The following is a 22,720-nucleotide window of genomic DNA, read 5'->3' as shown; positions in this document are numbered from 1 at the left end:
CGCGGAAAGCGACTATCCACAGCGGAAATCACGGCGCTGTTACGTCGCAGTTTATGTCAGTTGCGACAAAGTAACTAGCAACAAGTTTTATGAAAAGATATTTGTAATTCGTGTCAAGTACCATATTTCAAGTCCTATAAGTATGACAGTTTATTGAATTCATCATGATTCTCTATGTGCGAAAGTTGAGTAGTTAACTATGGTAGTTTCACCTACACTGCTTGATATAAAACGACTAGTCCAATTACGGACACAAAAATTGATGCTACTGCAAAACTGGATGTGAAAAGAATTATCCAATTCGCAGTGGTTTGTTTAAAATGGTTTAGGTCTTCGTCATTTGCAAATTGTTGATCTGCACGTTTAAGTGACCTCGACCTTGTTATGGGCATAAAAGATTGCCCCATCATCCGAAATCCCTTCGTAAACAAATCCAAAAATCTTGTTTGCCAAATCTTGATGCAGGCGGTGACTATGGCGGAAATCAAACCGAATAGAAATGTATAGTTTATCCATTCCACTAATGCCCAGTCAAATAGTAGTTTACATACTATCCAAATAACTATAATACTACTACTAAGTAAGGAATACCTTTTCATATCATCACCTCAAAGAACGATAGAATACTCTACTTTTCTATACAACTAAATAATAAAGGAATAAAGCCCCTTATATCCGTAACGCGATTAATAAACTGTTGGATTAGGGACTTTATTCACTATTAAAGATAACTCTTTAAAATTCTACTTCCTAGTTATTCTGGGACTTTCTTAGCCCATTTCATTGATGGATAACGGTTTACATAATAAACTATGTCTTCATAATCTGTATTTACTAAATAATTATTTTTGTAAAAATACACTGGCATAAACGGCATGTCATCCATTAAAATTTCCTCAGCTTGGTGAAGTAGTTCATAACGTTTTTCCTGATCCTGCTCTACTTTAGACTTTGCCATGATTGAATCAAATTCCTCATTTACCCAACCTGTGCGGTTGTTTGGACTATCGCCTAAGTAATAGTCTAGGTTTACTACTGGGTCGAGGAAGATTCCAATCCATCCCATGCGAGCCATTTGAAAATTGTGTTGTTTCGTTGTTTCTAAGTAGGTTCCCCACTCTTGGTTGCCCAAACTAATATTTACACCTAGATTTTCTTTAATCATTTCTTGTACTGCTGCAGCCATTTTTTTATGGTTCTCTGAAGTATTATACATTAATGTTACTTCAGGTAATTCATCCCAGCCTTCTTCCGCCATGCCTTCTTCTAATAGTTTCTTAGCTTTCTCTACATTTTCTTCAAATTGTGGTCCACCTACTTCACGAAAGTCTCCACTTGGAGTCTTTGCTCCTGGTGGAACCATAGCATAGGCAGGTGTTTCTCCACCTAACGAAACATTTTTTGTTAACGATTCGCGATCAACAGCCATTGCAAATGCCTTACGAACTTTTTTATTTGTAAATGGTTCTTTATCTACATTAAACATATACATATATGTTCCATAGTATGGAACTTCTTTATATTCTGGATTCTCTCTCTCAGATGCAATTACATCAGTCGGTAGAGTCATCACAAGATCAAGTTCACCCGTTTGGAACATTTGGTAATATGTGGTTGCTTCATTTACAAGTTCAAACGTAACCTTTTCTAAATTAACAACATCTTTATTGTAATACTCATCGTTTTTTTCAATGACAACATAACTATCATGTTTCCATTCTGTCAGTTTAAACGGCCCATTACTAACATAAGTATCAGCTTCTGCCGACCAGTTTTCATTTCCTTCTACAAGTTCTTTTTGCACAGGGTAGAAAGTCCATAATGTTAGTAAACTATCAAAATATCCTAGTGGTGCATTCAGCTCAACTTCAAATGTGGTATCATTTATTGCTTTTATTCCAACATCTTCAACGGAACCATTACCTTTATTATATGCTTCAGCTCCCTTGATATAGTAAAAGTAAAAAGCAAATGCACTTCCTGTATCAGGGTTTAATACACGCTTCCAAGCAAATTCAAAGTCTTCTGCTGTTACTCGCGATCCGTCTGACCATTTCGCATCTTCGCGTAATGTAAACGTGTATGTTGTTCCATCTTCAGATACCTTTACATCTTCGGCTGCCCCTAGAACAGGCTTGCCTTCTTTGTCACGTGTGTACAATCCTTCAAAAATGTGGTCTAAAACCCACCCGGATGTTGTGTCAGTTGCTAATGCTGGATCAATTGCTGGTGGTTCAGTCATTGCATTAACTACAATCTCCTGTTTAACTCCGTCACTATTTTCGCTATCTCCTGAGGTTTCCTCATTTCCTCCACCACCATAACAACCAGCTAGGACAGTAGAAATTGTAAGTACAATTACTAATGATAGCAACCGTTTTTTCATTACCTTCACTCCTCATTAATTTTTAATTTAATGCATATACTTAAAACAGAATATAGACCTTGATCGTTCACCCCCTAAATTTAATATAAATGGCAAGCTGTCCAATGATCCGTTTCTACCTCCATCCATTCTGGTTCCTGGTGTTCACAAATACTCATTGCATGCGGACACCTTGTACGAAAACGGCAGCCACTTGGCGGATTCGTTGGACTTGGTGGATCACCAGCAAGAACAATACGATCCCGTCTAGCAATACGTGGGTTTGCTTGTGGTATTGCCGATAGCAATGCCTGTGTGTACGGGTGTAATGGTCTTCTGAACATATCATCGCTATTACTTAGTTCCATGATTTTCCCTAAGTACATCACCCCAATCCGATCACTTATATGTTTCACCATTCCAAGGTCATGGGCGATAAAAAGGTAAGTAAGTTCCTCCGATTCTTTTAGATCTTCCATTAAGTTGATTACCTGAGCCTGAATGGAAACATCTAATGCTGAAATCGGTTCATCCGCAACAATAAACTTCGGTTCGACTGCTAATGCCCTAGCAATACCAATCCGCTGTCTTTGACCACCGCTAAATTCATGTGGATAACGTTTTGCGTGTTCTGGACTTAACCCAACACGTTCTAATAACTCATAAATTCGGTTAAATCGTTCTTTTCCTTTGAATAGTTTATAAGCATCGATTCCCTCAGCAATAATATCTCCTACCCGCATTCTTGGATTAAGCGATGCCTGTGGATCTTGAAAAATAATTTGCATTTCCCTATTTACATTTCTTTTCATTTCTTTATTAAATTGCATTACATTTTGACCGTTGTAGAATATATCTCCTGCAGTAGGTTCTTGCAGGCCAACAAGTGTTTTTCCTAACGTAGATTTTCCACTTCCACTTTCACCAACAAGTCCAAATGTTTCCCCTTTTTTTACAGTGAAAGATATATCATCAACAGATTTAACCGTTTGATCCTTTTTAATTGAGAAGTATTTTTTCAAGGATTGGATTTCAACAAGCTGATCAGTCACTATTCTCCCCTCCCAAGTGCAACTGGTTCTTCTACTTCTGCTGCACGCGGATCATTCAGCCAGCACTTTGCAACATGTCCATCGTCAATTTCATATTCGCCCGGCATTTCCTCTAAACATACTTCCATTGCGTACTTACACCTTGGTGCAAAAGGACAACCTTTTGGTGGTGAAAAAAGATCTGGTGGCGCTCCATCTATCGGTTCTAGTTGTTTTTTTTCTTCTTCACCAATGTTCGGTACCGAGTTTAATAATCCCCATGTATACGGATGTTTTGGGTTTTCGAATAAATCAAAAACCGTTCCACTCTCAATCATCATCCCACCATACATTACAATAACTCGTTGAGCTGTTTCGGCTACAACACCCAAATCATGAGTAATTAAGATAATAGACGTATTTGTATCTTCTTGAATATTTTTCATCAATTCCAATACTTGGGCTTGGATCGTTACGTCTAATGCTGTTGTTGGCTCATCAGCAATTAAAAGTTCTGGATTACAAGCAAGCGCACTTGCTATCATTGCCCGTTGTCGCATTCCTCCACTAAATTCGTGAGGATATTGGTTATATCGCTCTTCTGGATTTGGGATCCCTACAAGCCTAATCATTTCGATAGCTCTTCTTTTGCCGTCTGATTTTGATAATCCTTGGTGAAGAATTAGTCCCTCTTCGATTTGCTTTCCAACCCTCATGGTGGGATTCAAAGACGACATAGGGTCTTGGAAGATCATACTTATCTTTGATCCTTTAATTTTTCGTAATTCTTTTTTTGGTAGTTTTAAGAGTTCCCTGCCATGAAATTGGATACTCCCCCCTTTAATGATACCTGGTGGGGTCGGGATAAGGTCCATAATAGATTGCACGGTTACACTTTTTCCACTTCCACTTTCACCGACAATCGCTACTACCTCCCCTTTATCAATATGGAAAGAAACATCTCGAACAGCTTTTACTTCCCCGCCATATGTTTTAAAATTAATCTCTAAATTCTTCACTTCTAATAAATGACCCATATTATCTGCCTCCTAATTACGGGATTGTGGATCAAGAGCATCTTGCAATCCATCACCAAATACATTGAATGCAAACATGGTTATAGAGATCATGACGGCTGGGAAAAACAGTCTCCACCATTGTCCGCTTAAAATAACACCCAATGCATCATTCGCCATTGTTCCCCAGCTAGCAAACGGAGCTTGAACACCCAGACCCAAGAAACTTAAAAATGCTTCAGCAAAAATAGCTGTTGGAATGGTAAATGTTAAATTAACGATAATAATTCCTATAGTATTAGGTAGTAAATGCCTGTAAATTATTTTTGCATGCCGTGTTCCAAGCTTTTCTGCAGCCATAACAAATTCCTGTTCTTTCAGTTGCAAAACTTGTCCACGAATAATCCTTGCCATACCCACCCATCCAGTAACAGATAAAGCGATGATAATCGTCGTTATCCCAGGTTCCATCATCACCATTAGAAGGATAACTACAAGTAGATAAGGAATACCATATAAGATCTCTACTATTCTCATCAATATGCTATCAATACGGTCTCCTCTCTTTCCCCTACCTGCCATATAACCAGATAAACCACCGACAACTACACCAATTATCAGATCAATAAAAGCCGCGAAAAAGCCTATGGTTAAAGAAACTCTAGCACCTTGCCATGTTCTGGCCCACATATCACGACCTAAATCATCTGTTCCAAACCAATGTTCACTGGAAGGAGGCAGATTTGTTGCGGTTAAATTCTGATCCGTTGCATCATACGGGACCATAGATGGACCAAATACTGCAAAAAATGTAATAGCCAACAGGAGTATTAGTCCAAAAACCGCTAATTTATTTTTAAGAATACTTAGTAGTGTATCCTTCCAAACGCTTAAGCTTGGACGTTGAATGGAATCCGTTTGTAATTTTGCTGGATCCACTGGTCGGAACAAGGAACTATCCAGTTGTTTTCCCATGGTCAATCCCCCTTACTTGTCAATTTAATTCTTGGATCAATGAATCGATAGGATATGTCAATTAAAAACAATGTTAAAACTAAGATCACACTAAAGAATACTGTTGTTCCCATAATAACTGGATAATCACGATTAAAAATACTATCAACAAAATATTTGCCAATACCAGGAATAGCGAATATTTTTTCAATAACAAATGTGCCTGTGATCAGTGCCACAAATAACGGACCAATAAAGGATACTACTGGTAATATTGCATTTCGTATCCCATGTTTAAAAACAATTTTAAATGAAGATAATCCTTTTGCATCTGCTGTTTTAATATAATTTTGGTTCATGACTTCTAGCATGCTTGATCGCATAAACCGAGCGACAACTGCTAGAGGTGTAGTTGCAAGTGCTAAAGAAGGTAATACTGAATGTTGCCATGTCCCCCAAGACGCAACTGGAAGCATTCCCCATTTAACTGAAAAATAACTAATGAGTAATGGTGCTAAAATAAAGCTAGGTACAGATATACCAACTATTGCTATAATCATAGAAAGATAATCTAAAAATCTATTGTGATATAAGGCTGCAATGATTCCTAGTAGTAATCCAAAGAAAAGTGCAATAATCAGAGATTGGATCCCCAGTGTTGCAGAGGCTGGGAAACCCGATGCGATAATGTCATTTACGGAGCGAGTCTCTGACTGAATCGACGGTCCAAGGTCCAACATAGCTAGATTTTTAAGATAAAGCACATATTGGATAGGGATAGGCTCATCAAGATTATATTTTGCTCGCATATTCTCTACGACTTCTTCAGGGAGAACATCTGCATCGGATGCAAATGGATCACCTGGTATAAACTTCATAATGACAAAAGTTAAGGAAGCAATCACCCAAATAGTGAACAACATCGTTATAAACCGTTTTACAATATACATCGCTTATGGCACCTCAATTCTATGTAATTATGCATTAACACTTCCTAATACCCCGTTCGTTGCCGTCATTGCAATGATTACACAAGCCCACATATGTTTGTAAGCCGTAACAACATCATCAAAAGTAAAGCGAATTTGTTTTGGGTTGATTAGTTCTACAGTTGGGATTGTTGTTGTCATTTTCGCCTGTTGAGGCCCTTTAAATTCTATTTCAAAGGTAATTGGCCCTGTTAATATTACTGGATTCTGTTCTTTTGCTCTTTTTACAGCGCCTTCCGCTTTTTGTCGTATTTCGTTTTGTGCTGCTTCAGGATGAATTAGTTCTGCTGCAAAACGATCTATTGCACGTTTTGTAACAGCCCCCTCAATATTCGGTAACGTTTCTTGCACCTCTTTCACGTATGCATCGTCTCCACTAATAAACAACGCTGGAACCCCAAAGGCACCCGCAACATAAGAATTCATCTCGGTTTCACCGACAACTTTCCCATTGATTTTCATCTCATTCACGCAAACCCCTGCCAACGTGTGGCTGATAACAGTTAGATCTGAACCACCCTCACGACCATGATGCCCAACAAACATGATTCCATCAAACGATTCATCCAATCCTTCTAATTGACACATCACACGATTATTTCCTGATACTAGCCTTGCACGTGGATCTAATTCCTCTATTAAAATATTAGACATATTTCCATGCCCATCCGCGACCACTACTTCTGTTGCCCCAGCGTTAAATGCACCATCAATTGCAGCGTTCACATCAGCGGTCATTAATTTACGAAAACGTTGGTATTCATGCGGCGTTTTTAATTGTTGATTTGTTGCTACTCCTGAGATACCTTCCATATCAGCTGAAATAAATATTTTCATAACTATTCTCTCTCCTTAGGCTATTGGTTTGTTTTTCATTTACAACATATAATCAAATGTATTTTTATAAACTTCCAGTTGTACAATTGAGTTAACCTCGGTAACTTCTTCAAGTTCATTAATGTCACATAAAACTTCGGTTATTTGATTTTGATCTTCTACTGTAATTTGTACGAGGATTGGAAAATTACCAGACGTTAATGTCACATAACGAATCATCTTCATTTTCCTTAGCGCTTCAATAACGGTTGTGATACCCTGCGCTTTCACTTTCAGCTGCATAATTGCTCCTGCCTTCAGACCTAAAGCAATTGGATTTACGATACCAACTACATCTATAATTTCCTTATCCATTAAGCTTTTATAGCGTAACCGGATTGTTTTTTCAGTAACACGTAAACGAGTAGATAATTCTGTAAAGGACATCCTCCCATCATTTGATAGTAGTTTAATAATACTGCGATCTAATTCATCAATTTTGTAGTTCATAGATTACCTACTTTCGATCATCTTTTATTTATTTAATGGATAAATAAGATACTTTTTAAAAGTTTTCATACTACTTTACAATATTCAAAAGATAATCTATTATTAAAAAAGGGAATTATGTTAAAGGCAATTATATAGTAAGTATTTTCAGAAATCAATGATTTTTTTAAAAATTTAGAGGAGGTTTTTAATTGCTCGCAATAAAGGGTACAAAAATCTATGACGGCAAAGGTAATATTTTGGAAAATCAGGTCTTGTTAGTTAAAGACGGGAAATTTTCATCTATTCAATCTACTGAAAATATCCCAGATGGGTACGAAGTAATTGATACGAAAGGCAAAGTTGTCACGCCGGGTTTAATTGATGTTCATACACATCTTGGCGTTTCTGAGGAAGGGGTCGGAAAAGAAGGCAGTGATTTTAATGAAACTAGCAATTCGGTCACACCAGAAGTACGTGCGATAGATGGCATTAATCCAATGGAAATTGGCTTTGAAGATGCTCGCAAAGCTGGCGTTACGACTGTTCAAATAATGCCGGGGAGCGCAAACGTCATTGGTGGGGAAATGTCTGTGTTGAAAACAGTAGGAAAAATTGTTGATGAAATGATAATAAAGTCTCCATCAGGAATGAAAGCAGCAACTGGGGAAAACCCCAAAAGATTTCATGGGGATAAAGGGAAAATGCCTGTCACAAGGATGGGTGTTGCTGCCAGACTACGAGAAAAACTAATAGAGGCTCAAAATTATTTAGACGGAGAAAAAGTGGAAAGAAAATTGGATTTAGAAAACCTGGCAAAAGTATTGAAGAAAGAAATTCCACTGCGGGTTCATGCCCACAGAGCAGATGATATTTTGACAGTGCTTCGCATCAAACGTGAATTTGATATCAATGTAACTATTGAACATTGTACAGAGGGACACCACATTGCTGACTATATTGCTAAGCATGACGTAAGAGTATCATGTGGTCCGACAATGTCTACACGCTCCAAGGTAGAACTGAAGGATAAAGGGTGGGCAACAGTAAAGAAACTCATCGATGCTGGGGTTTCATGTTCTATTACAACTGATCATCCTGTCGTTGGAATTGAATATTTAGTTACAAGTGCAATTCATGCTGTTAAAAACGGTTTAACAGAACAACAGGCACTACAGGCCATTACACTTGATGCTGCAAAACACCTGGGTGTAGAAAACCGAGTTGGATCAATCGAAATAGATAAAGATGCTGATTTTGTAATTTGGAGTGGCAATCCATTTGATCTTAGAAGTAAAGTTGAGAGAGTGTTTATTAATGGCGAGGAAGTCTGACTAAGAATTAGATCAAAAAACATGGTATTTTTGGGAAGATATGTTTGGTACCAATAAATCCAACTGATTAACCAACCAGTTGGATTTAGTAATAAAAATGATAGTTTTACACCCTTTGGCAAGTGTTAGTCATGGCTTTACTCTTTAATCTCCTGCTATTTTTATTTAAAGAGAACTGTCACTGTCGGATACTACTAACTAAACTGTTGCCATCGTCTCTTGACCATAAACGGGTTGACCATCTATAAAAGTAGCAACCACTTTTATATCCTTAATTTCTTTCGGGTCAACATTTGTTGGATCAGCTTCGAGAACCGTAAAATCGGCCTGCTTCCCAACTTCAATACTTCCCGACAAACCTTCATCAAAATTTAACTTTGCTCCATAAATGGTCATTGACTTTAGAGCAGTTTCCACGTCAATCCGCTGTTCTGGCCCTAAAACTTTTCCCTCTCTTGTTATACGATTAACCGCAGCCCAGACAGAAAATAATGGCGAAATTGGGGTTATTGGACAATCGGAGTGCAGCGTGAATAATAATTTTTGCTTTACCGCTTCGGCTAAAGGACTAATACGCCTTGCCCGATCTGGTCCTAAAAAGATCTGTTCATGTCTGTCTCCCCAATAATAAACATGATTAATAAAGAATGATCCAGCTACATCTAGTTCTTTCATTCTAGCCAAATCTCCTGGTGTTGCGGTCTGAACATGTTCAATTCTATGTCGATGATTAGTACGTGGGCTTTTCTTTAAAGCATAGCTATACGCATTAAGAATGGATTCGATGGCGCGATCACCATTTCCATGAGTGGTAATGCGAAAGCCACGATTATGCAAGTCAAGAACTTCTTCTTGAAATGGTTCTTGATCATGAATAAAGTCTCCATAGACATCAGGCGCATTATGATAGGGTTCTCTCAACGCCCCAGTTAGCCCTTGGATGGAACCATCCTGAAACATTTTAGCGCTATCTAGTTTAGCTAGTCCATTTGAGCGCTCTTTTATCTCTTCATTTAACTGATCATGAGAATAGTCACCAAAAACCTCGCCATGACGAAGAAGAAAGTGCATAATCATTAATTGAGTTCGCATTGGATTTATTCGTTGCTCCGCTGCTTTCAGATGCGCTTCAAGTTCTTCTAAACCAATAACGAGTCCAATTCCAGCATCAGAGTTCGTTGTAATACCCCGCGCGACATATTCTTCTGAAGCTTTCCCTAATTCAGTAACCATTTGTTCTACTGTCTTGTTTGGAATTTGATTAGAAATAGGATTCATCGCTCCTGGCTCATATAAAACACCATTAAGACGACCGGCATCATCACGCCCAAGATGCCCTCCTTGAGGATCAGATATCTTATCATGTAATCCCGCATACTTTAGCGCAAGTGAGTTGACTGCTGCCAAATGACCGGAAATATGTTTAATGATAACAGGATTGTTGGGGGAGACTTTATCTAAATCATATCGTGTTGGATGACGTTTTTCATATAGAAGTGTATCATCATACCCATAACCTTCTACCCATTCTCCATTAGGTGTTTCCTTTGCCTTTGAACCTATTAACTCTAATATATCTTTAATTGTTTTATTTGGAGGGGTACTACAATTTACTTGATCACGCGTGAGTGCATACATCAGTATATGGTTATGCGTATCAATAAATCCAGGTAACAATGTAGCACCCTGTAAATCAACTACATTAGTCTGTTCCGTAATTTTAATGATACCTTTTGGTGGCTCCGGACCATCCCAAACACCACATATTTTACCATTTGAAACAGCCACAGATCCTGCACGATTGTTTTGATTGTCTAATGCCAACACGTTAGCATTTTTAAATAATAAATCTATTTTCTTCATATAAATCCCCTTTTCCTTTTAGAATTATTAACCTCTCAAAGAAAGAATTGCTCTAAATTAGAACTCGCTTTATACAACGTTCGGTTTATCATTATTAGATGAATTGTTAGCTGGATCCTCAACTTTTTTCAAATCAAAATAATATGCAACAACTTCCTCATCAGACGAATGTTTTGTATTGAGGCTTACACCTACCAGAAGTAGGAAAGATACGATTAGTCCTGGAATAATCTCATGTATCCCAAACGGTCTTCCAATAAAGTTCCAAATCAAAGCAATGATTAATGAACCTATAACACTCGTAAGTACACCCTGTTTAGTAGCTTTTTTCCAAAACATAGCAGCCATAACAGGCATAACCAATGTCACTGCAGTTAAAGATAATGCATAAGTGTAGATTATAATGATATCTTTAATAAATAATGCAACGCCCAAACCTAAAACCGCCAATCCAACAACGGAAAGTCTGGAAGCTCTTAACACCTGCTTATCACTAGCATTTGGCGCAATCCATTTATGATAAATATCCTTAGACATATTTGTTGCCCCGCTCAGTAAAAAGGACGTGGCACCAGTTAATACAGCTGCAAAAAGCGAAACCATAAACAATCCACCTAAAGCCGGATGAAAAACAGCAGTTAAAAATTCTGTATATACTAAATCTGGACTTGTTCCAAGAGGCAAAGATTGTCTTGCTATAATCCCAATAAGAATGGCAACAAATCCGACCAAACCGGACATCAAAAATCCTATGGCCACACCCCTTACGGCTATCTTCTCAGTCTTGGCTGCTGCCATTCTTTGCCAAGATGTTTGCCATACTAGATAAAAGGGTCCGTAAATAACCATGAAATTAAGCATATCGGTCATATTTAAACTAGTAAAACTAAATAATTCTTTTGGAGTGTTTTCAATCACTACATTTATTCCTCCAACGTAATTCACTCCTACAATCAACATGACGATAAGTCCAGCAAGAATTAAGACAGATTGTACAGCATCTGTCCACGCAACACTTGGCAGCCCACCCATCAATGTAAATGCTACACAAACTACAAATCCGAGTAACATAGCTGAGTAAAGTGAAATATCGACAATAGAGGTTAAAATAGCCCCCATTCCTACAATTTGCATCCCAAAAGTTGGAGCCATGTATAGAATACCAATTACTAAGGCTGGAATAAGACCAGTTGCTTTTCCAAACCGGCGAACAAATAGATCTGGAATAGTGTACAATTTCAACTTACGAATTGTGGCTCCAAGTACTATTGCAAATATAATGGAAGTAATAACATAGGGTGAAGTTGCTGTAAACCATGAATTTCCCATTGTAAATCCTTTACCCGATCCACCAATAATAGCCGCAGAACCCAATGCGGTCGCAATGATACTTCCGCAAATAGGGAAAAAACCTAAACTAAAATCAGCCATGACAAAATCATCTGCGGTTTTTATTTTGCGTGAGTAGAATATCCCAACACCTGTAATACTAGCAATAAAAACTACTAACCATACAATATACCAAACCATATGTCTCACACCTTAATTTCTTATTTTAGAAAACTTGTCCCAAACCTTTGTTACTAAGCATAATCACTATCTAGGTAATAACTCAGAAAGATAACCATTTTCTTCTCTTTAATAGAAATAAGTTGAATGTGTAAAGACTTTAAGTTAATGAAGTGTCCTCCTTCCAAAGCTTTTTCAAACCGAAATTGTAAAAACGCTTCCATTTATTCGGATTTCTATTTACCCTCTTCGCCATATTAATAATAGTAATAAGACTATACAAAGGAAATTGAAAAGTCAATACTATGTGAATAATCAAATTATTATAAATGACAATAATAACTATTTAAATTTTTTATAGATAAATGGCTAAGTAATATAAATTCATACCCTGAATCCTTAACTAACTATATGTAAATGCCCTCGTATCAACTCTAGTTGGGGTTACTTACCTGTTTTAGTATATTAAAAAGAGCAGTTAGGGGTAAGCACCACCCCTAACTGCTCTTTTCAATGTTATCTTTCTGTTAATGGAATGTCATCATAATCATCAGCATTTATATCACGTACGTCACCCGTTGCGACACCGTTCAAAATTCCGTATAAACCCGTTTCAACTGCTTTTCTCAATTGTCCCATTTTCTTTTGACCATAGCTTTGAGTTTGACCAGTTACTTCGAAAAGTACTGCACCGCTGCCATTTAATGCAAAAGAGCCTAGGGCAGTTCCAGGTAAATCAAGATCTTGCGGGTAAAGTGAGATATTACCGAATGGCGAATTACCCATTTGTTGCAGCGCATTATAAGCAGCCACATTTAATTTTTTAGAAAAATCTACATTATACTGATCCTCGTACTCACTATATTCGTCACCTTCTTCTGTGCTTGGATCGGGAACAAATACACCGGATAATGATAATGTTACTGGATCATCGGTACCTTCAATCACATATTCTCCCTGGTGGTGAAGATCAATAAATACATCAACGGTTCCAAACTGTTCTGTTAAATCCTTATACACATCACGAACAGTTTGTGCTTCTGGTGTTATATACCAACCAGGCTCTGCTGAATTACCAGGAAAGTCCTGGGGTTGAGGAGTGTAATCTAAATCTGGATTAAAATCACGGTTGACGTCAAATCCAGGATTTGATTCATAGTCCCAATATCGGTTTTCGTATGTGTAATAATTCCACGATGGTTCAGCACTTTTTAATTGAGGGAATTCGTCAATAACCTCGTTCCATGACAGGTCGTTTCCCCGACGATTTAATTCCGTAGCATCTGGGTTGACCATTGGCATCACAACAATTGTTAACGATTCCCTAAGTTGTTTCATTTCTGGAGAGTCAGTTGAACCGATTTGTTTTAGCATGTTTAAAAGCGCTTTTGTTCCTACCTTCTCATTTCCATGAATTTCACTTTCGACTAGTACAACTTTGTCTCCTGTTCCAACAGTAGCCGTATAAATCTCACGACCCTGATTGGAATATCCTGCGACTTCAACAGCCACATTTCCTTTGCTTGTTTGTTCGACCTGCATAAGTTTTCTAGTAAGTTCGTCGTGGCTGATAAAACCAGATACGGACGGTTTTTTAGTGACAGAATGTTCTGCAGCATTTACTGCTGTACCTGCATACACGGGTGTTAGCATTCCTGCACTTAACAAGACCGTACTACAAAATAAGGCAACTTTACTCTTTTTCTTCATCGACAAATCCCTCCATAATTATTAAATTTATGCTACACTGTATCTATTCGTTTTCTGAATTGTTTTTACCTTCAAAGAATTAAAAGATGAACAGAACGGCTTATGCACAGCATTTGGCATAGTAGGTACTTTATCTTATTTGTACTACTTTTATCATGTCTACCAGTTCTTGATTAGCTAAAGACACCATTTTTAACGACATAAAAATTATTGATTTTACGAAATGTTTGATGCATTCTTTTAGATTAAGCATAATCATTATACATATAATTGCCGGAGGACATCATGAAGAAAATCTTGAAAATTGCAAGTGCTTTTATTGGAATCATTGTCGGTGCGGGATTCGCATCGGGACAAGAGGTTTTACAGTATTTTACAAGCTTCGGGCTTATTGGGACAGCAGGAGCTATTATTGCAACAGCGTTATTTGCCTATCTCGGAATGACGTTGACGAGGCTTGGGAGTCGTTTGCAGACCAGATCTCATAAAGATGCAGTTTATAGGATTAGCGGGCGTTACCTTGGAGTTATCGTGGATTATATCATCATCTTCACCCTTTTTGGTGTAGGGGTCGTCATGATTGCCGGGGCAGGTTCTATCCTTGACCAGCAGTTCGGATTACCTTCATTTGTGGGAATCATACTGATGACGGTTCTTGTCATTCTTACCATCATGATGAATGTCGATCGTGTGGTTGCGGTTATCGGGAGTATCACGCCCTTTCTTATCCTTGGTGTCATACTGGTTTCCATTTACAGTTTGGTAACAATGGATGCGTCGTTTGCAGAACTTAATCCAATTGCCAAAGAACAAGCCTCATCACTGCCGAATTGGTTCATCGCTGGAATCAACTATGTTTCCTTTAATATTGCAGTAGGTGCCTCCATGTCACTTGTCATGGGAGGAGCTGAACAGGATGAAAAGACAGCAAAAATTGGAGGACTTCTCGGAGGTCTTGGCCTTGGCATTCTTATACTATTAAGTCATCTTGCCATCTACTCAAATGTTGATGTCGTTGCGAACTTCGATATGCCGATGTTAAAAATTGTTGATGATATTTCTCCTGTACTTGGAATTATTTATTCCTTCATCCTGTTCGGTATGATTTTCAATACTGCAGTAAGCATGTTCTTTGCATTTGGAGCACGCTTCACAGAAATAGGAACAAGTAAGTTTAAAGTGTTCGTTAGTATAACAATGATTATTGCATTCGGCGCAAGCTTCGTTGGTTTCACAGAACTTGTTGCCTTATTCTATCCACTCATTGGCTACCTAGGCCTGTTTCTTATTGCTGCTCTCGTTTATGCATCATTAAAAATGCCAGCTGCAAAAAAACAAAGACAAAAAGAATCCTAGAGGAAAAATCAGAGGCTATCATTCGATGTGGGTGGAGCCATTCCATAAAAAATTACTGCTTGAAAAAAGAAGAAAGAAAGCTTATAATAAACCTCTGATTGACTGGGGCATTAACTCAGTTTGGAGAGTGGAGCATTAATCCACTGATACTTGTGTTTCCGGGGCTATGGTATAATGGGATTACACTTGAATGGCATTCAAGTAATCGGGGTTCAATTCCCCGTGGCTCCATACTAAGTGACGAACAATAGCTAAAAGAAAAGCCTTCCCTTTTTGTCCTAGACAGTAAGGGGAGGCTTTTCAATTCATTACATATACACGGATCCTATACTCCCCGTTTATTCCCCCATAAATAAGTATGGAGCTGCGGCAGAACACGAACATCCTTCAATACATGGCTTTCCATTACTAGATCAATTAGCTGTTCATAGTTACGCAGCATATGATCCAGTAACTTTTCATTATTCATTGTTTCTAGATCATCATTTCCAACCTGAAGGAACAATTCAACATCTGGATATCTTTGATGCATATTTACTGCGTAGGTCAAATCATTCTCATCAAAAATAACTACTTTTAAACTGAATGTTCCTTTTTGATCCTGACGTAAACGATCAATAATCTGATCAAGTCTTTCAAAATTTGTTTGCATTCCTGAACTTGGCGGCTTCGGTGAAAGCGTCAAATCATCAATGTCTATAAACCATGGCTGCCACTTACTCCCTTGAGTTTCAAGTGCTATGTTCATATCCTTTTCGTGTAATAGCTTAACAAGTTCACTTAAATGGGGCAGCAACCCGGGATTTCCACCCGATATGGTTACATGCCCAAAGCGATCACCGCCTTCTTCTGTTAACGCATTCCAAATTTCTTCCGTCTCCATCAGTTGAATCTTATTTTTTTCGGACCCATCCCACGTAAATTTAGAATCACACCAGGAACAGGAATAATCACAGCCGGCAGTTCGAATAAACATTGTCTTACGTCCAATTACCATTCCTTCTCCTTGGATGGTCGGGCCAAATATCTCGAGAACAGGGATCTTCATTATTTATCCCCCTTTCTCGGGCGATAAACACAATAACTTGTCGGTGTTTCCCGTAAATATACCTGTACACACAACGGCTTATTTTGTAACGTATTTAAATGTTCCTGGATAATTTCATACATCGTACGTGCGATAACCTCAGTCGTTGGGAAAAATTCCGGCTGCTCATCAGAAAAAGCCGGATCCTCGTTTAAAATCCCATGGTCAAAACGCCGTTCGATTAGCTCTTTTACTATCTTAAAGTTTACCAAAAATCCAGTAGACCCAAGTTCATCTCCAGCAATTGTAATGTTTGCAAAATACGTGTGTCCGTGTGTTTTCCTGCATTTTCCAGCATCCGCGTGGGCAATATAGTGTGCTGCCGCAAAGTGAAAGTCTTTGTTTATTTCAAAAGAATAATCGTGGAGTGCAGTGGGATAAATTTGCTGCATCATACCACTTCACCCTTTTTCTTATTTTCATAGTTCTCAAGACCTCTTAGCCTTAGAATACATGCTGGACAATCCCCGCATCCACTACCTTTCACACCGTTATAACAAGTTAGTGTATGTGTTTTTACAAACTCAAAAGCATTAAGTTGGTCACTTAGCTCCCATACCTGCGACTTATCCAGCCACATCAAAGGGGTATGAATGACAAACGTATCGTCCATGGATAAATTTAATGTAACATTTAATGATTTCATGAAGCCATCCCGGCAATCTGGATAACCACTGTAGTCAGCTTCACCCACTCCTGTAATCAAGTGTTTTGCACCAATCTGTTTTGCTAGCACACCTGCAAAAGATAGAAACAATAAATTTCTGCCTGGTACAAAAGTTGACGGCAATTCACCCTCATCCTCCGTAATCGCAATATCATCTCTCGTCAATGCATTCGGCGCTAATTGATTCAATAAAGACATATCAAGTTCATGGTGAGGCACACCAAGCGTCTGGCAGATCTCTTTTGCGCAATCCAGTTCAGCTATATGCCGCTGACCGTATTGAAACGTGACAGCTTCCACCTCTTCAAATTGTTCCAATGCCCAGAACAGACAAGTAGTACTATCCTGTCCGCCGCTGAATACAACAACCGCTTTTTTATTCATTTTCATTTCCCCTCTCTCTTAGCAAAAAAAGAAGAGATTCATTCTATTTCCATCAAAAAAACAACACCAAAGAGAATGTTGTTGACTCCTTAGTTTTTTATCGAGGGATGGAATTGCGAACCTCTCCTGCAGAAATGCAGATTTCTTTTTTTGATCATAGTTTGACTCTAACATATAATTTCATTTTATGTTGGGTGAATTTTCACCGCTAATGAACCTTGATTTATCAGTACGAGTTATTTCTTATAATCCCAAAGCACTTTCCATTCCCCTTCAACCATTGTTGCATAGACATCCTGTACAATATCAAAATTTCCATATTTCCCTTTAAATACCTGTGTTGCAGTTACCCTATAAACAAGTGGAATCGGTTCTGCACCCTTTTCAATTCTCCAGTTCCTTACTTCCACTGCTTCCGTAAGTGAATAGGAGAAAGTGGTGACACCAAGGTGGTTCATGAACACATGGGCGCGATCCTGTAAGTAATGCCCTTTGGCGAACTTTTCCTTCATTAATGGGTGGAACATCGCCCACGAATCAGAAAATGCTCCGTCTTGTTCATATGTATAAAATGCATCAACCACTTCCACGGCTTGTTCTTCTGGAGGTTTGCTGAAAAAAAAGAGATAGTAAATGGTTATAGCAGCAGTCACCACGGTAAATAACAGTACAATTAGCGTCGTGCCTCGACTGTTTCTCTTCATTTACTATCAGCTCCCTTTTTATAGCAGTCACTGCTATGTTTATTCAATACTTGGGACAAATAGTCTAATCAATAATTACCAAACCCGAATCATCGTCTGTACATAAAGTTGTACGATAATATAAAATACAATAGCGTACTTTAAGTTAAACTTTATTCCGTTCTTAAATAGGCTTAATCCATTGGAAGCACTTAATACAATGACTGGCATGATCACTGGTGACAAAAGAATGGAAATGACACTGCCTGAAGTTATCGTTAGCACAATCAATTCTGGGGGGTATGGAAGTGAAATATTTTCTAATAACCCTGCAACCAAAACCATCACGGTTAATGGACCTAACCCCAAAAATCCAAGAAAAATAACGATAAACGGAAGCAAATACAAAAAGTTTATGAACGGTAAAACCTCTTGTGTGTATTGTATGCCGCCTATAACAGCTATTCCAAACCCAGATTGGTTTAACCCATAAATCAGTACGCCTGCTGACAGTAAAATACATAGCTGATACGACTGCTTTACCATATCCTTGGCAAAGTATAACCTTGATTCTTCAACTAATTTTTTCGGTCTTTTTTTCACTGAATAATAAACACAAGTCCAAATAACCACTACAATAGGAATAGTCATCATAAGGTCGACAGAATAGACTGCATGCAGTAAAAATATGGTTCCGAATAACGTAACAAACATTAACAAGAATTCAACCACTTTCTTTTTTATCTCTTCCTTATTGGAATAACTACGAAGAACTGTATCAATTTCAGTTTGTAACGCAGCTGTTAAATCAATTCCATATCTTTTTTCCTGAAAGTAAGAGAATATGACTGCTACAACAGATCCTAATATGGCCATCCCAAACCCTTGCAAAACGGCTATCCACAAAGAGGCTTGCAATGTGTCCACTGCAAAAATAAAACTAGGGATACTGATAACCCACATAGTTGACAAGGCAAATGCACGTAATAGCGCAGTGCCTTTAAAGTTTTCCCACGCTTCACCTTTTTGATTTTTCAATATGACAGTGATAAATTGATACATCATTGGTATAGACCCAAAAAGTAAAAAGTAAGAAATCACTTGGGTAAAGGAAACAATCCCAAAATAAAATTTACGGCTTGAATTGATTCCTTTGTGGGCAAACGCCATAATTTCCTCAATATAAGGTTCTTCCCTCAAAACCCACCCAATCATCGGAACAATAATTAATAATCCAATGATACTCCGCATTTGAAGAAAGCCATTGTATAAGCCATCTATCATAGATCCTTCAGAAAAAATCAAAACCGTTACACTGGTGAGAAATAGAAAAAGTGGTAATTTGAATTGCTTAACAGTTAACCTTATTCCCGCAAACAATAGCGTCAGCAACCCGCTAATGGAAAGAAGATACAGCAAAATTTCCACCTCATAAAAATAGGTGAAAAAGTGCAAAAGTGCATAGAAGGAAATGGACACTTTCAATCCCCAGATAGTAAAACGCTCCATACACAAAAACTCCTCATAACTTTATAATACGATTAGAATATCAGAATAAGATTACCGAAAATTGGTGGCTTTTACAATAGAATTGTTTCAAAGAAGTACTCATACCTTCCTCATTTTTTGACAAACTAAAGATTACTACCTATATGAAAGGAGAATCATTAATGGAGGAAAAAAAGAAATCAACAGACACAAGGAAACCAGAAATTGAAAGGGAGCATATTCCCGAGATTGAACACAAAACATCCCATCCACAAGACGAAGAAGTTAATCTCCAGAATGTCAACTTTGCACCAGGGGAAAACACCTATTTAACTAATACTAGACAGGATCAACCAAATGAATAGGAAGCAAAATAAACAAGAAAAGGATCAAGCAACAAATAAAAAAGATCATGCGTTTTCCGAAGAATTATCAGATGGCGGAATAAGAGATGAAATTATTAGAAAACAATCCCCGAGAAGCTAAAAAGGTGGATGACAAGAATAATGGAGACACCTTGTAAATTTTGGTCCGATATCCTATATTTTTATGATAATAAAATTTATTCTACTTCTATAATCTTAAACAGTAGTAGGTTAGGTGGCGTCTTTTTTGAAAAAGTTACAAATAACTATTTTTCTGTAACCTAAATACACCAAAAACAGAGTAACGGCTAAATGCCGTTACTCTGTTTTATAATATTTAACTAAACATATTTATACTAGTGATAATTATTGGCATTGCAAAAACATCTATTAAGAATGCTCCAACAATGGGTACAATTAGAAATGCTTTACGAGATGGACCGTATTTATTTACAATAGCATCCATATTGGCAATCGCGTTAGGTGTTGCACCTAGGCCATGGCCAGTGAATCCGCCTACCATTACTGCAGCATCATAATCTTTGCCTAACATCCTAAATAAAACAAAAATACCAAATAATGCAATGAATAGTACTTGGACAAAGATAATAATTAGTAATGGAAAAGCAAGATTAGCAACCTCCCATAATTTAATGCTCATTAGCGCCATTGATAGGAATATTCCCAGTGTTATGTCCCCTATAATGCTAATACTTTTCATTTGAATAATACTGCTATCATATTTGTCAATAATATTTCTTACTATTACCGCAACAAACATTGCACTTACATAACTAGGTATCGCAAACCCAGTTGTACTAGTAAATAACTCACCTAAAAACGACCCTACTGCCATACATAATGTTATAATAAATACCTGAATCATAAATGTTTTTGATGTTAAATTAGAAGTTGAAGCTTGAATATTTGCCAGTGGTGAACTATCATCTTCAACGTCAGTTTCTGTCGGTTTTAAATTATATTTAGTAATCAAATGCTTTACAATCGGACCACCGATTAATCCACCAGCTACAAGTCCAACTGTGGCTGCAGCTAATCCTATTGATAATGCTGATTCAACTCCAAGTCCTTCAATAGTGGTTCCGAATGCCGTAGCTGCCCCATGGCCGCCTTCCATTGATGTTGCCCCAACCATTACACCGATTAACGGATCAAGATTTAATATCTTTGCAAAAGAAATTCCAATTACACTCTGTACTAATGCTAAAAAACCGCAAGAAAGCCAGTATATAACTAGTAGCTTTCCACCTAACTTAATTAATCCAAAGCTAGCCCCAAGTCCAACAGTTGTAAAGAATGTCAACATAAATAGTCCTTGTAAAGAGGTATCTAAACTTATTTCTAGTAGTTGGAACCCTTTTAATATAGTAGCAATAATTGCAAATAAAAGCCCTCCAACAACTGGTGCTGGTATACAAAATCTATCTAGAAAATGGATCCTTTTATTTAAGTAACTACCAATCATAAAAACTGCTACTGCAATAAATATGGTGGTTAATTGATTTATTTCCAAACTCATATTATTTCCTCCCCGTTGTTAAACATTAGATCCCCTAAAATATTTCATAACCACTGCAATTAAGTGTGCAGCTAATTTTGTTGTCTTATTACCTTCATCCAATAATGGATTAACTTCAGATACATCAAAACTTACAATGTTTGACCTTGAAACAATGTAGCGTAATAAATTTCTAACCACTTTTGATTCCAATCCAAAGACAGATGTTGCACTAACCCCTGGCGCTTCAGATGCAATAATAGAATCTGTACATAATGTCAACATAATATAATCATGCTTATCGGAAAATTCATCTATAGTTTGGAATGTATGTTGATAATTGTCAGAGGTAATATCTTCTTCAAGTATATAGGTGCAATTAAGTTTGCTTGCCTTTTCAAACAAAGCCTTTGTATTCCCAAACTCTTGTATTCCTAGACATAAATATCCAGCATCAGTATCCTGCTCAAGTATTTGTCTAAACATTGTTCCAGAAGAAGGGACACAATCGTCTCTCATATCAAAATGTGCATCAATATTTATAATACCTAATGATTGCTCATGCCCAATATACTCCCTTACCCCTAAATAATGACCATATAATGTTTCATGACCTCCACCAATAATAATTGGTATATTGGAATGGTTAAGTATTTTTGTAATATGGACCCCTAATTCCTCCTGGGCATCTTCCATCTTGCCATTTTCACATACAACATTTCCAACGTCTATTATGTTAGCATTATCGCCTATATTATAGGGTAAGTTTGATAATAACTTTCTGATTTCACTTGGAGCCGAAGAAGCACCAACTCTTCCTTTGTTTCGTCTAACACCCTCATCACATTCAAAACCAATAACACCAAAAGCGCTTTCATTTTTTGTTAATTCATCTATACCTTTAAACTTAACAACTTGATGAAAACGAAAACTGTTTAAGTCATCTTCATAATCAACTCTTCCAGTCCATAATTGTTTATCGGGGAAGTTATAGATAGTAACACCTCACTTTTATAGTTTATAAATTCAGAAAATAATAGCTTTCCATTTCATTATAATTAAGATAATATATAATTACTAATACATATTTTTTAT

22 protein-coding genes, 1 tRNA gene and 1 riboswitch are annotated in these 22,720 nt (G+C 37.4%); of the genes, 5 read left to right on the top strand and 18 right to left on the bottom strand.

The features are described 5' to 3' along the window. Nucleotides 1-212: 212 nt before the first annotated feature. The 8 genes from AC3G7N_RS15240 to AC3G7N_RS15205 all read right to left on the bottom strand — a co-directional run bounded on the left by AC3G7N_RS15240 (nt 213) and on the right by AC3G7N_RS15205 (nt 7,681). On the bottom strand, nt 213-599 hold the full coding sequence (locus tag AC3G7N_RS15240) for a DUF3899 domain-containing protein (protein ID WP_489423017.1): 387 nt from the start codon (nt 597-599) through the stop codon (nt 213-215). A 155-nt stretch (nt 600-754) separates the two neighbouring features. After that, entirely contained in the window at nt 755-2,386 is a 1,632-nt protein-coding gene (locus AC3G7N_RS15235; RefSeq protein ID WP_489423016.1) for a peptide ABC transporter substrate-binding protein, read from the bottom strand. Nucleotides 2,387-2,466: 80 nt separating this feature from the next. Further along, nucleotides 2,467-3,417 (bottom strand): ABC transporter ATP-binding protein, encoded by a 951-nt coding sequence (locus AC3G7N_RS15230; RefSeq protein WP_489423015.1) that lies wholly within the window; start codon nt 3,415-3,417, stop codon nt 2,467-2,469. Further along, entirely contained in the window at nt 3,417-4,433 is a 1,017-nt protein-coding gene (locus tag AC3G7N_RS15225) for an ABC transporter ATP-binding protein (RefSeq protein ID WP_489423014.1), read from the bottom strand. The genes AC3G7N_RS15230 and AC3G7N_RS15225 overlap by 1 nt, the downstream gene beginning before the upstream one ends. 12 nt (nt 4,434-4,445) lie before the next feature. After that, nucleotides 4,446-5,387, bottom strand: coding sequence for an ABC transporter permease (locus AC3G7N_RS15220; RefSeq protein WP_489423013.1), 942 nt, complete (start codon nt 5,385-5,387; stop codon nt 4,446-4,448). Between the two features lie 2 nt (nt 5,388-5,389). After that, nucleotides 5,390-6,316, bottom strand: coding sequence for an ABC transporter permease (locus AC3G7N_RS15215; RefSeq protein WP_489423012.1), 927 nt, complete (start codon nt 6,314-6,316; stop codon nt 5,390-5,392). A gap of 27 nt (nt 6,317-6,343) precedes the next feature. Continuing rightward, entirely contained in the window at nt 6,344-7,192 is an 849-nt protein-coding gene (locus AC3G7N_RS15210; protein WP_489423011.1) for a M55 family metallopeptidase, read from the bottom strand. A 39-nt stretch (nt 7,193-7,231) separates the two neighbouring features. Next, nucleotides 7,232-7,681 (bottom strand): Lrp/AsnC family transcriptional regulator, encoded by a 450-nt coding sequence (locus AC3G7N_RS15205; protein WP_489423010.1) that lies wholly within the window; start codon nt 7,679-7,681, stop codon nt 7,232-7,234. A gap of 191 nt (nt 7,682-7,872) precedes the next feature. Here AC3G7N_RS15205 and AC3G7N_RS15200 point away from each other — a divergent pair, with 191 nt between their 5' ends. Next, the gene (locus AC3G7N_RS15200) at nt 7,873-8,994 is read left to right on the top strand and encodes an amidohydrolase (RefSeq protein WP_489423009.1); all 1,122 of its coding nucleotides are present in this window, start codon (nt 7,873-7,875) and stop codon (nt 8,992-8,994) included. A gap of 198 nt (nt 8,995-9,192) precedes the next feature. Here AC3G7N_RS15200 and AC3G7N_RS15195 read toward each other — a convergent pair whose 3' ends face one another. The 3 genes from AC3G7N_RS15195 to AC3G7N_RS15185 form a co-directional block, all read right to left on the bottom strand. Beyond that, a complete protein-coding gene (locus AC3G7N_RS15195) occupies nt 9,193-10,857 on the bottom strand; it encodes an amidohydrolase (RefSeq protein ID WP_489423008.1) in 1,665 nt (554 codons plus the stop codon). A 69-nt stretch (nt 10,858-10,926) separates the two neighbouring features. Then, the gene (locus tag AC3G7N_RS15190; RefSeq protein ID WP_489423007.1) at nt 10,927-12,387 is read right to left on the bottom strand and encodes a sodium:solute symporter family protein; all 1,461 of its coding nucleotides are present in this window, start codon (nt 12,385-12,387) and stop codon (nt 10,927-10,929) included. A gap of 495 nt (nt 12,388-12,882) precedes the next feature. Beyond that, nucleotides 12,883-14,076 carry a M14 family zinc carboxypeptidase gene (locus AC3G7N_RS15185; protein WP_489423006.1) on the bottom strand — a complete coding sequence of 398 codons (1,194 nt, stop codon included), beginning with the start codon at nt 14,074-14,076 and terminating at the stop codon, nt 12,883-12,885. 285 nt (nt 14,077-14,361) lie between these two features. On the opposite strand from AC3G7N_RS15185, the gene AC3G7N_RS15180 reads away from it, so the two are divergent. Beyond that, nucleotides 14,362-15,432: a YkvI family membrane protein gene (locus AC3G7N_RS15180; protein ID WP_489423005.1), complete on the top strand. Its 1,071-nt coding sequence runs from the start codon at nt 14,362-14,364 to the stop codon at nt 15,430-15,432. Between the two features lie 160 nt (nt 15,433-15,592). Next, nucleotides 15,593-15,663 (top strand) — tRNA-Ala (locus AC3G7N_RS15175). Nucleotides 15,664-15,757: 94 nt separating this feature from the next. On the opposite strand, the gene queE is transcribed toward AC3G7N_RS15175, so the two are convergent. From queE to AC3G7N_RS15150, 5 genes are all read right to left on the bottom strand, one after another. Beyond that, nucleotides 15,758-16,480 (bottom strand): 7-carboxy-7-deazaguanine synthase QueE, encoded by a 723-nt coding sequence (queE, locus tag AC3G7N_RS15170; protein ID WP_489423004.1) that lies wholly within the window; start codon nt 16,478-16,480, stop codon nt 15,758-15,760. Further along, on the bottom strand, nt 16,480-16,914 hold the full coding sequence (locus AC3G7N_RS15165; RefSeq protein WP_489423003.1) for a 6-carboxytetrahydropterin synthase: 435 nt from the start codon (nt 16,912-16,914) through the stop codon (nt 16,480-16,482). Before AC3G7N_RS15165 ends, queE begins: the two co-directional genes overlap by 1 nt. Beyond that, nucleotides 16,911-17,576 (bottom strand): 7-cyano-7-deazaguanine synthase QueC, encoded by a 666-nt coding sequence (queC, locus tag AC3G7N_RS15160; RefSeq protein WP_489423002.1) that lies wholly within the window; start codon nt 17,574-17,576, stop codon nt 16,911-16,913. Before queC ends, AC3G7N_RS15165 begins: the two co-directional genes overlap by 4 nt. Nucleotides 17,577-17,653: 77 nt before the next feature. After that, nucleotides 17,654-17,700: riboswitch (PreQ1 riboswitch) on the bottom strand. 106 nt (nt 17,701-17,806) lie between these two features. Beyond that, nucleotides 17,807-18,274 (bottom strand): hypothetical protein, encoded by a 468-nt coding sequence (locus tag AC3G7N_RS15155; protein ID WP_489423001.1) that lies wholly within the window; start codon nt 18,272-18,274, stop codon nt 17,807-17,809. Between the two features lie 75 nt (nt 18,275-18,349). Beyond that, nucleotides 18,350-19,762: a hypothetical protein gene (locus AC3G7N_RS15150; RefSeq protein WP_489423000.1), complete on the bottom strand. Its 1,413-nt coding sequence runs from the start codon at nt 19,760-19,762 to the stop codon at nt 18,350-18,352. A 161-nt stretch (nt 19,763-19,923) separates the two neighbouring features. Here AC3G7N_RS15150 and AC3G7N_RS15145 point away from each other — a divergent pair, with 161 nt between their 5' ends. Then, the gene (locus AC3G7N_RS15145; protein WP_489422999.1) at nt 19,924-20,106 is read left to right on the top strand and encodes a hypothetical protein; all 183 of its coding nucleotides are present in this window, start codon (nt 19,924-19,926) and stop codon (nt 20,104-20,106) included. Further along, on the top strand, nt 20,099-20,227 hold the full coding sequence (locus tag AC3G7N_RS15140; RefSeq protein ID WP_489422998.1) for a hypothetical protein: 129 nt from the start codon (nt 20,099-20,101) through the stop codon (nt 20,225-20,227). Before AC3G7N_RS15145 ends, AC3G7N_RS15140 begins: the two co-directional genes overlap by 8 nt. Before the next feature lie 216 nt (nt 20,228-20,443). Here the strand turns inward: AC3G7N_RS15140 and gltS are convergent, their stop codons facing one another. Next, the gene (gene gltS / locus AC3G7N_RS15135; protein WP_489422997.1) at nt 20,444-21,646 is read right to left on the bottom strand and encodes a sodium/glutamate symporter; all 1,203 of its coding nucleotides are present in this window, start codon (nt 21,644-21,646) and stop codon (nt 20,444-20,446) included. Between the two features lie 18 nt (nt 21,647-21,664). Further along, nucleotides 21,665-22,621 carry a formimidoylglutamase gene (gene hutG, locus AC3G7N_RS15130; RefSeq protein ID WP_489423021.1) on the bottom strand — a complete coding sequence of 319 codons (957 nt, stop codon included), beginning with the start codon at nt 22,619-22,621 and terminating at the stop codon, nt 21,665-21,667. Between the last annotated feature and the right edge of the window lie 99 nt (nt 22,622-22,720).

This window comes from Virgibacillus carmonensis (assembly GCF_057836705.1).
The sequence above is the reverse complement of the archived record's forward strand: the minus strand, read 5'-3'. Positions and strand labels throughout refer to the sequence as shown.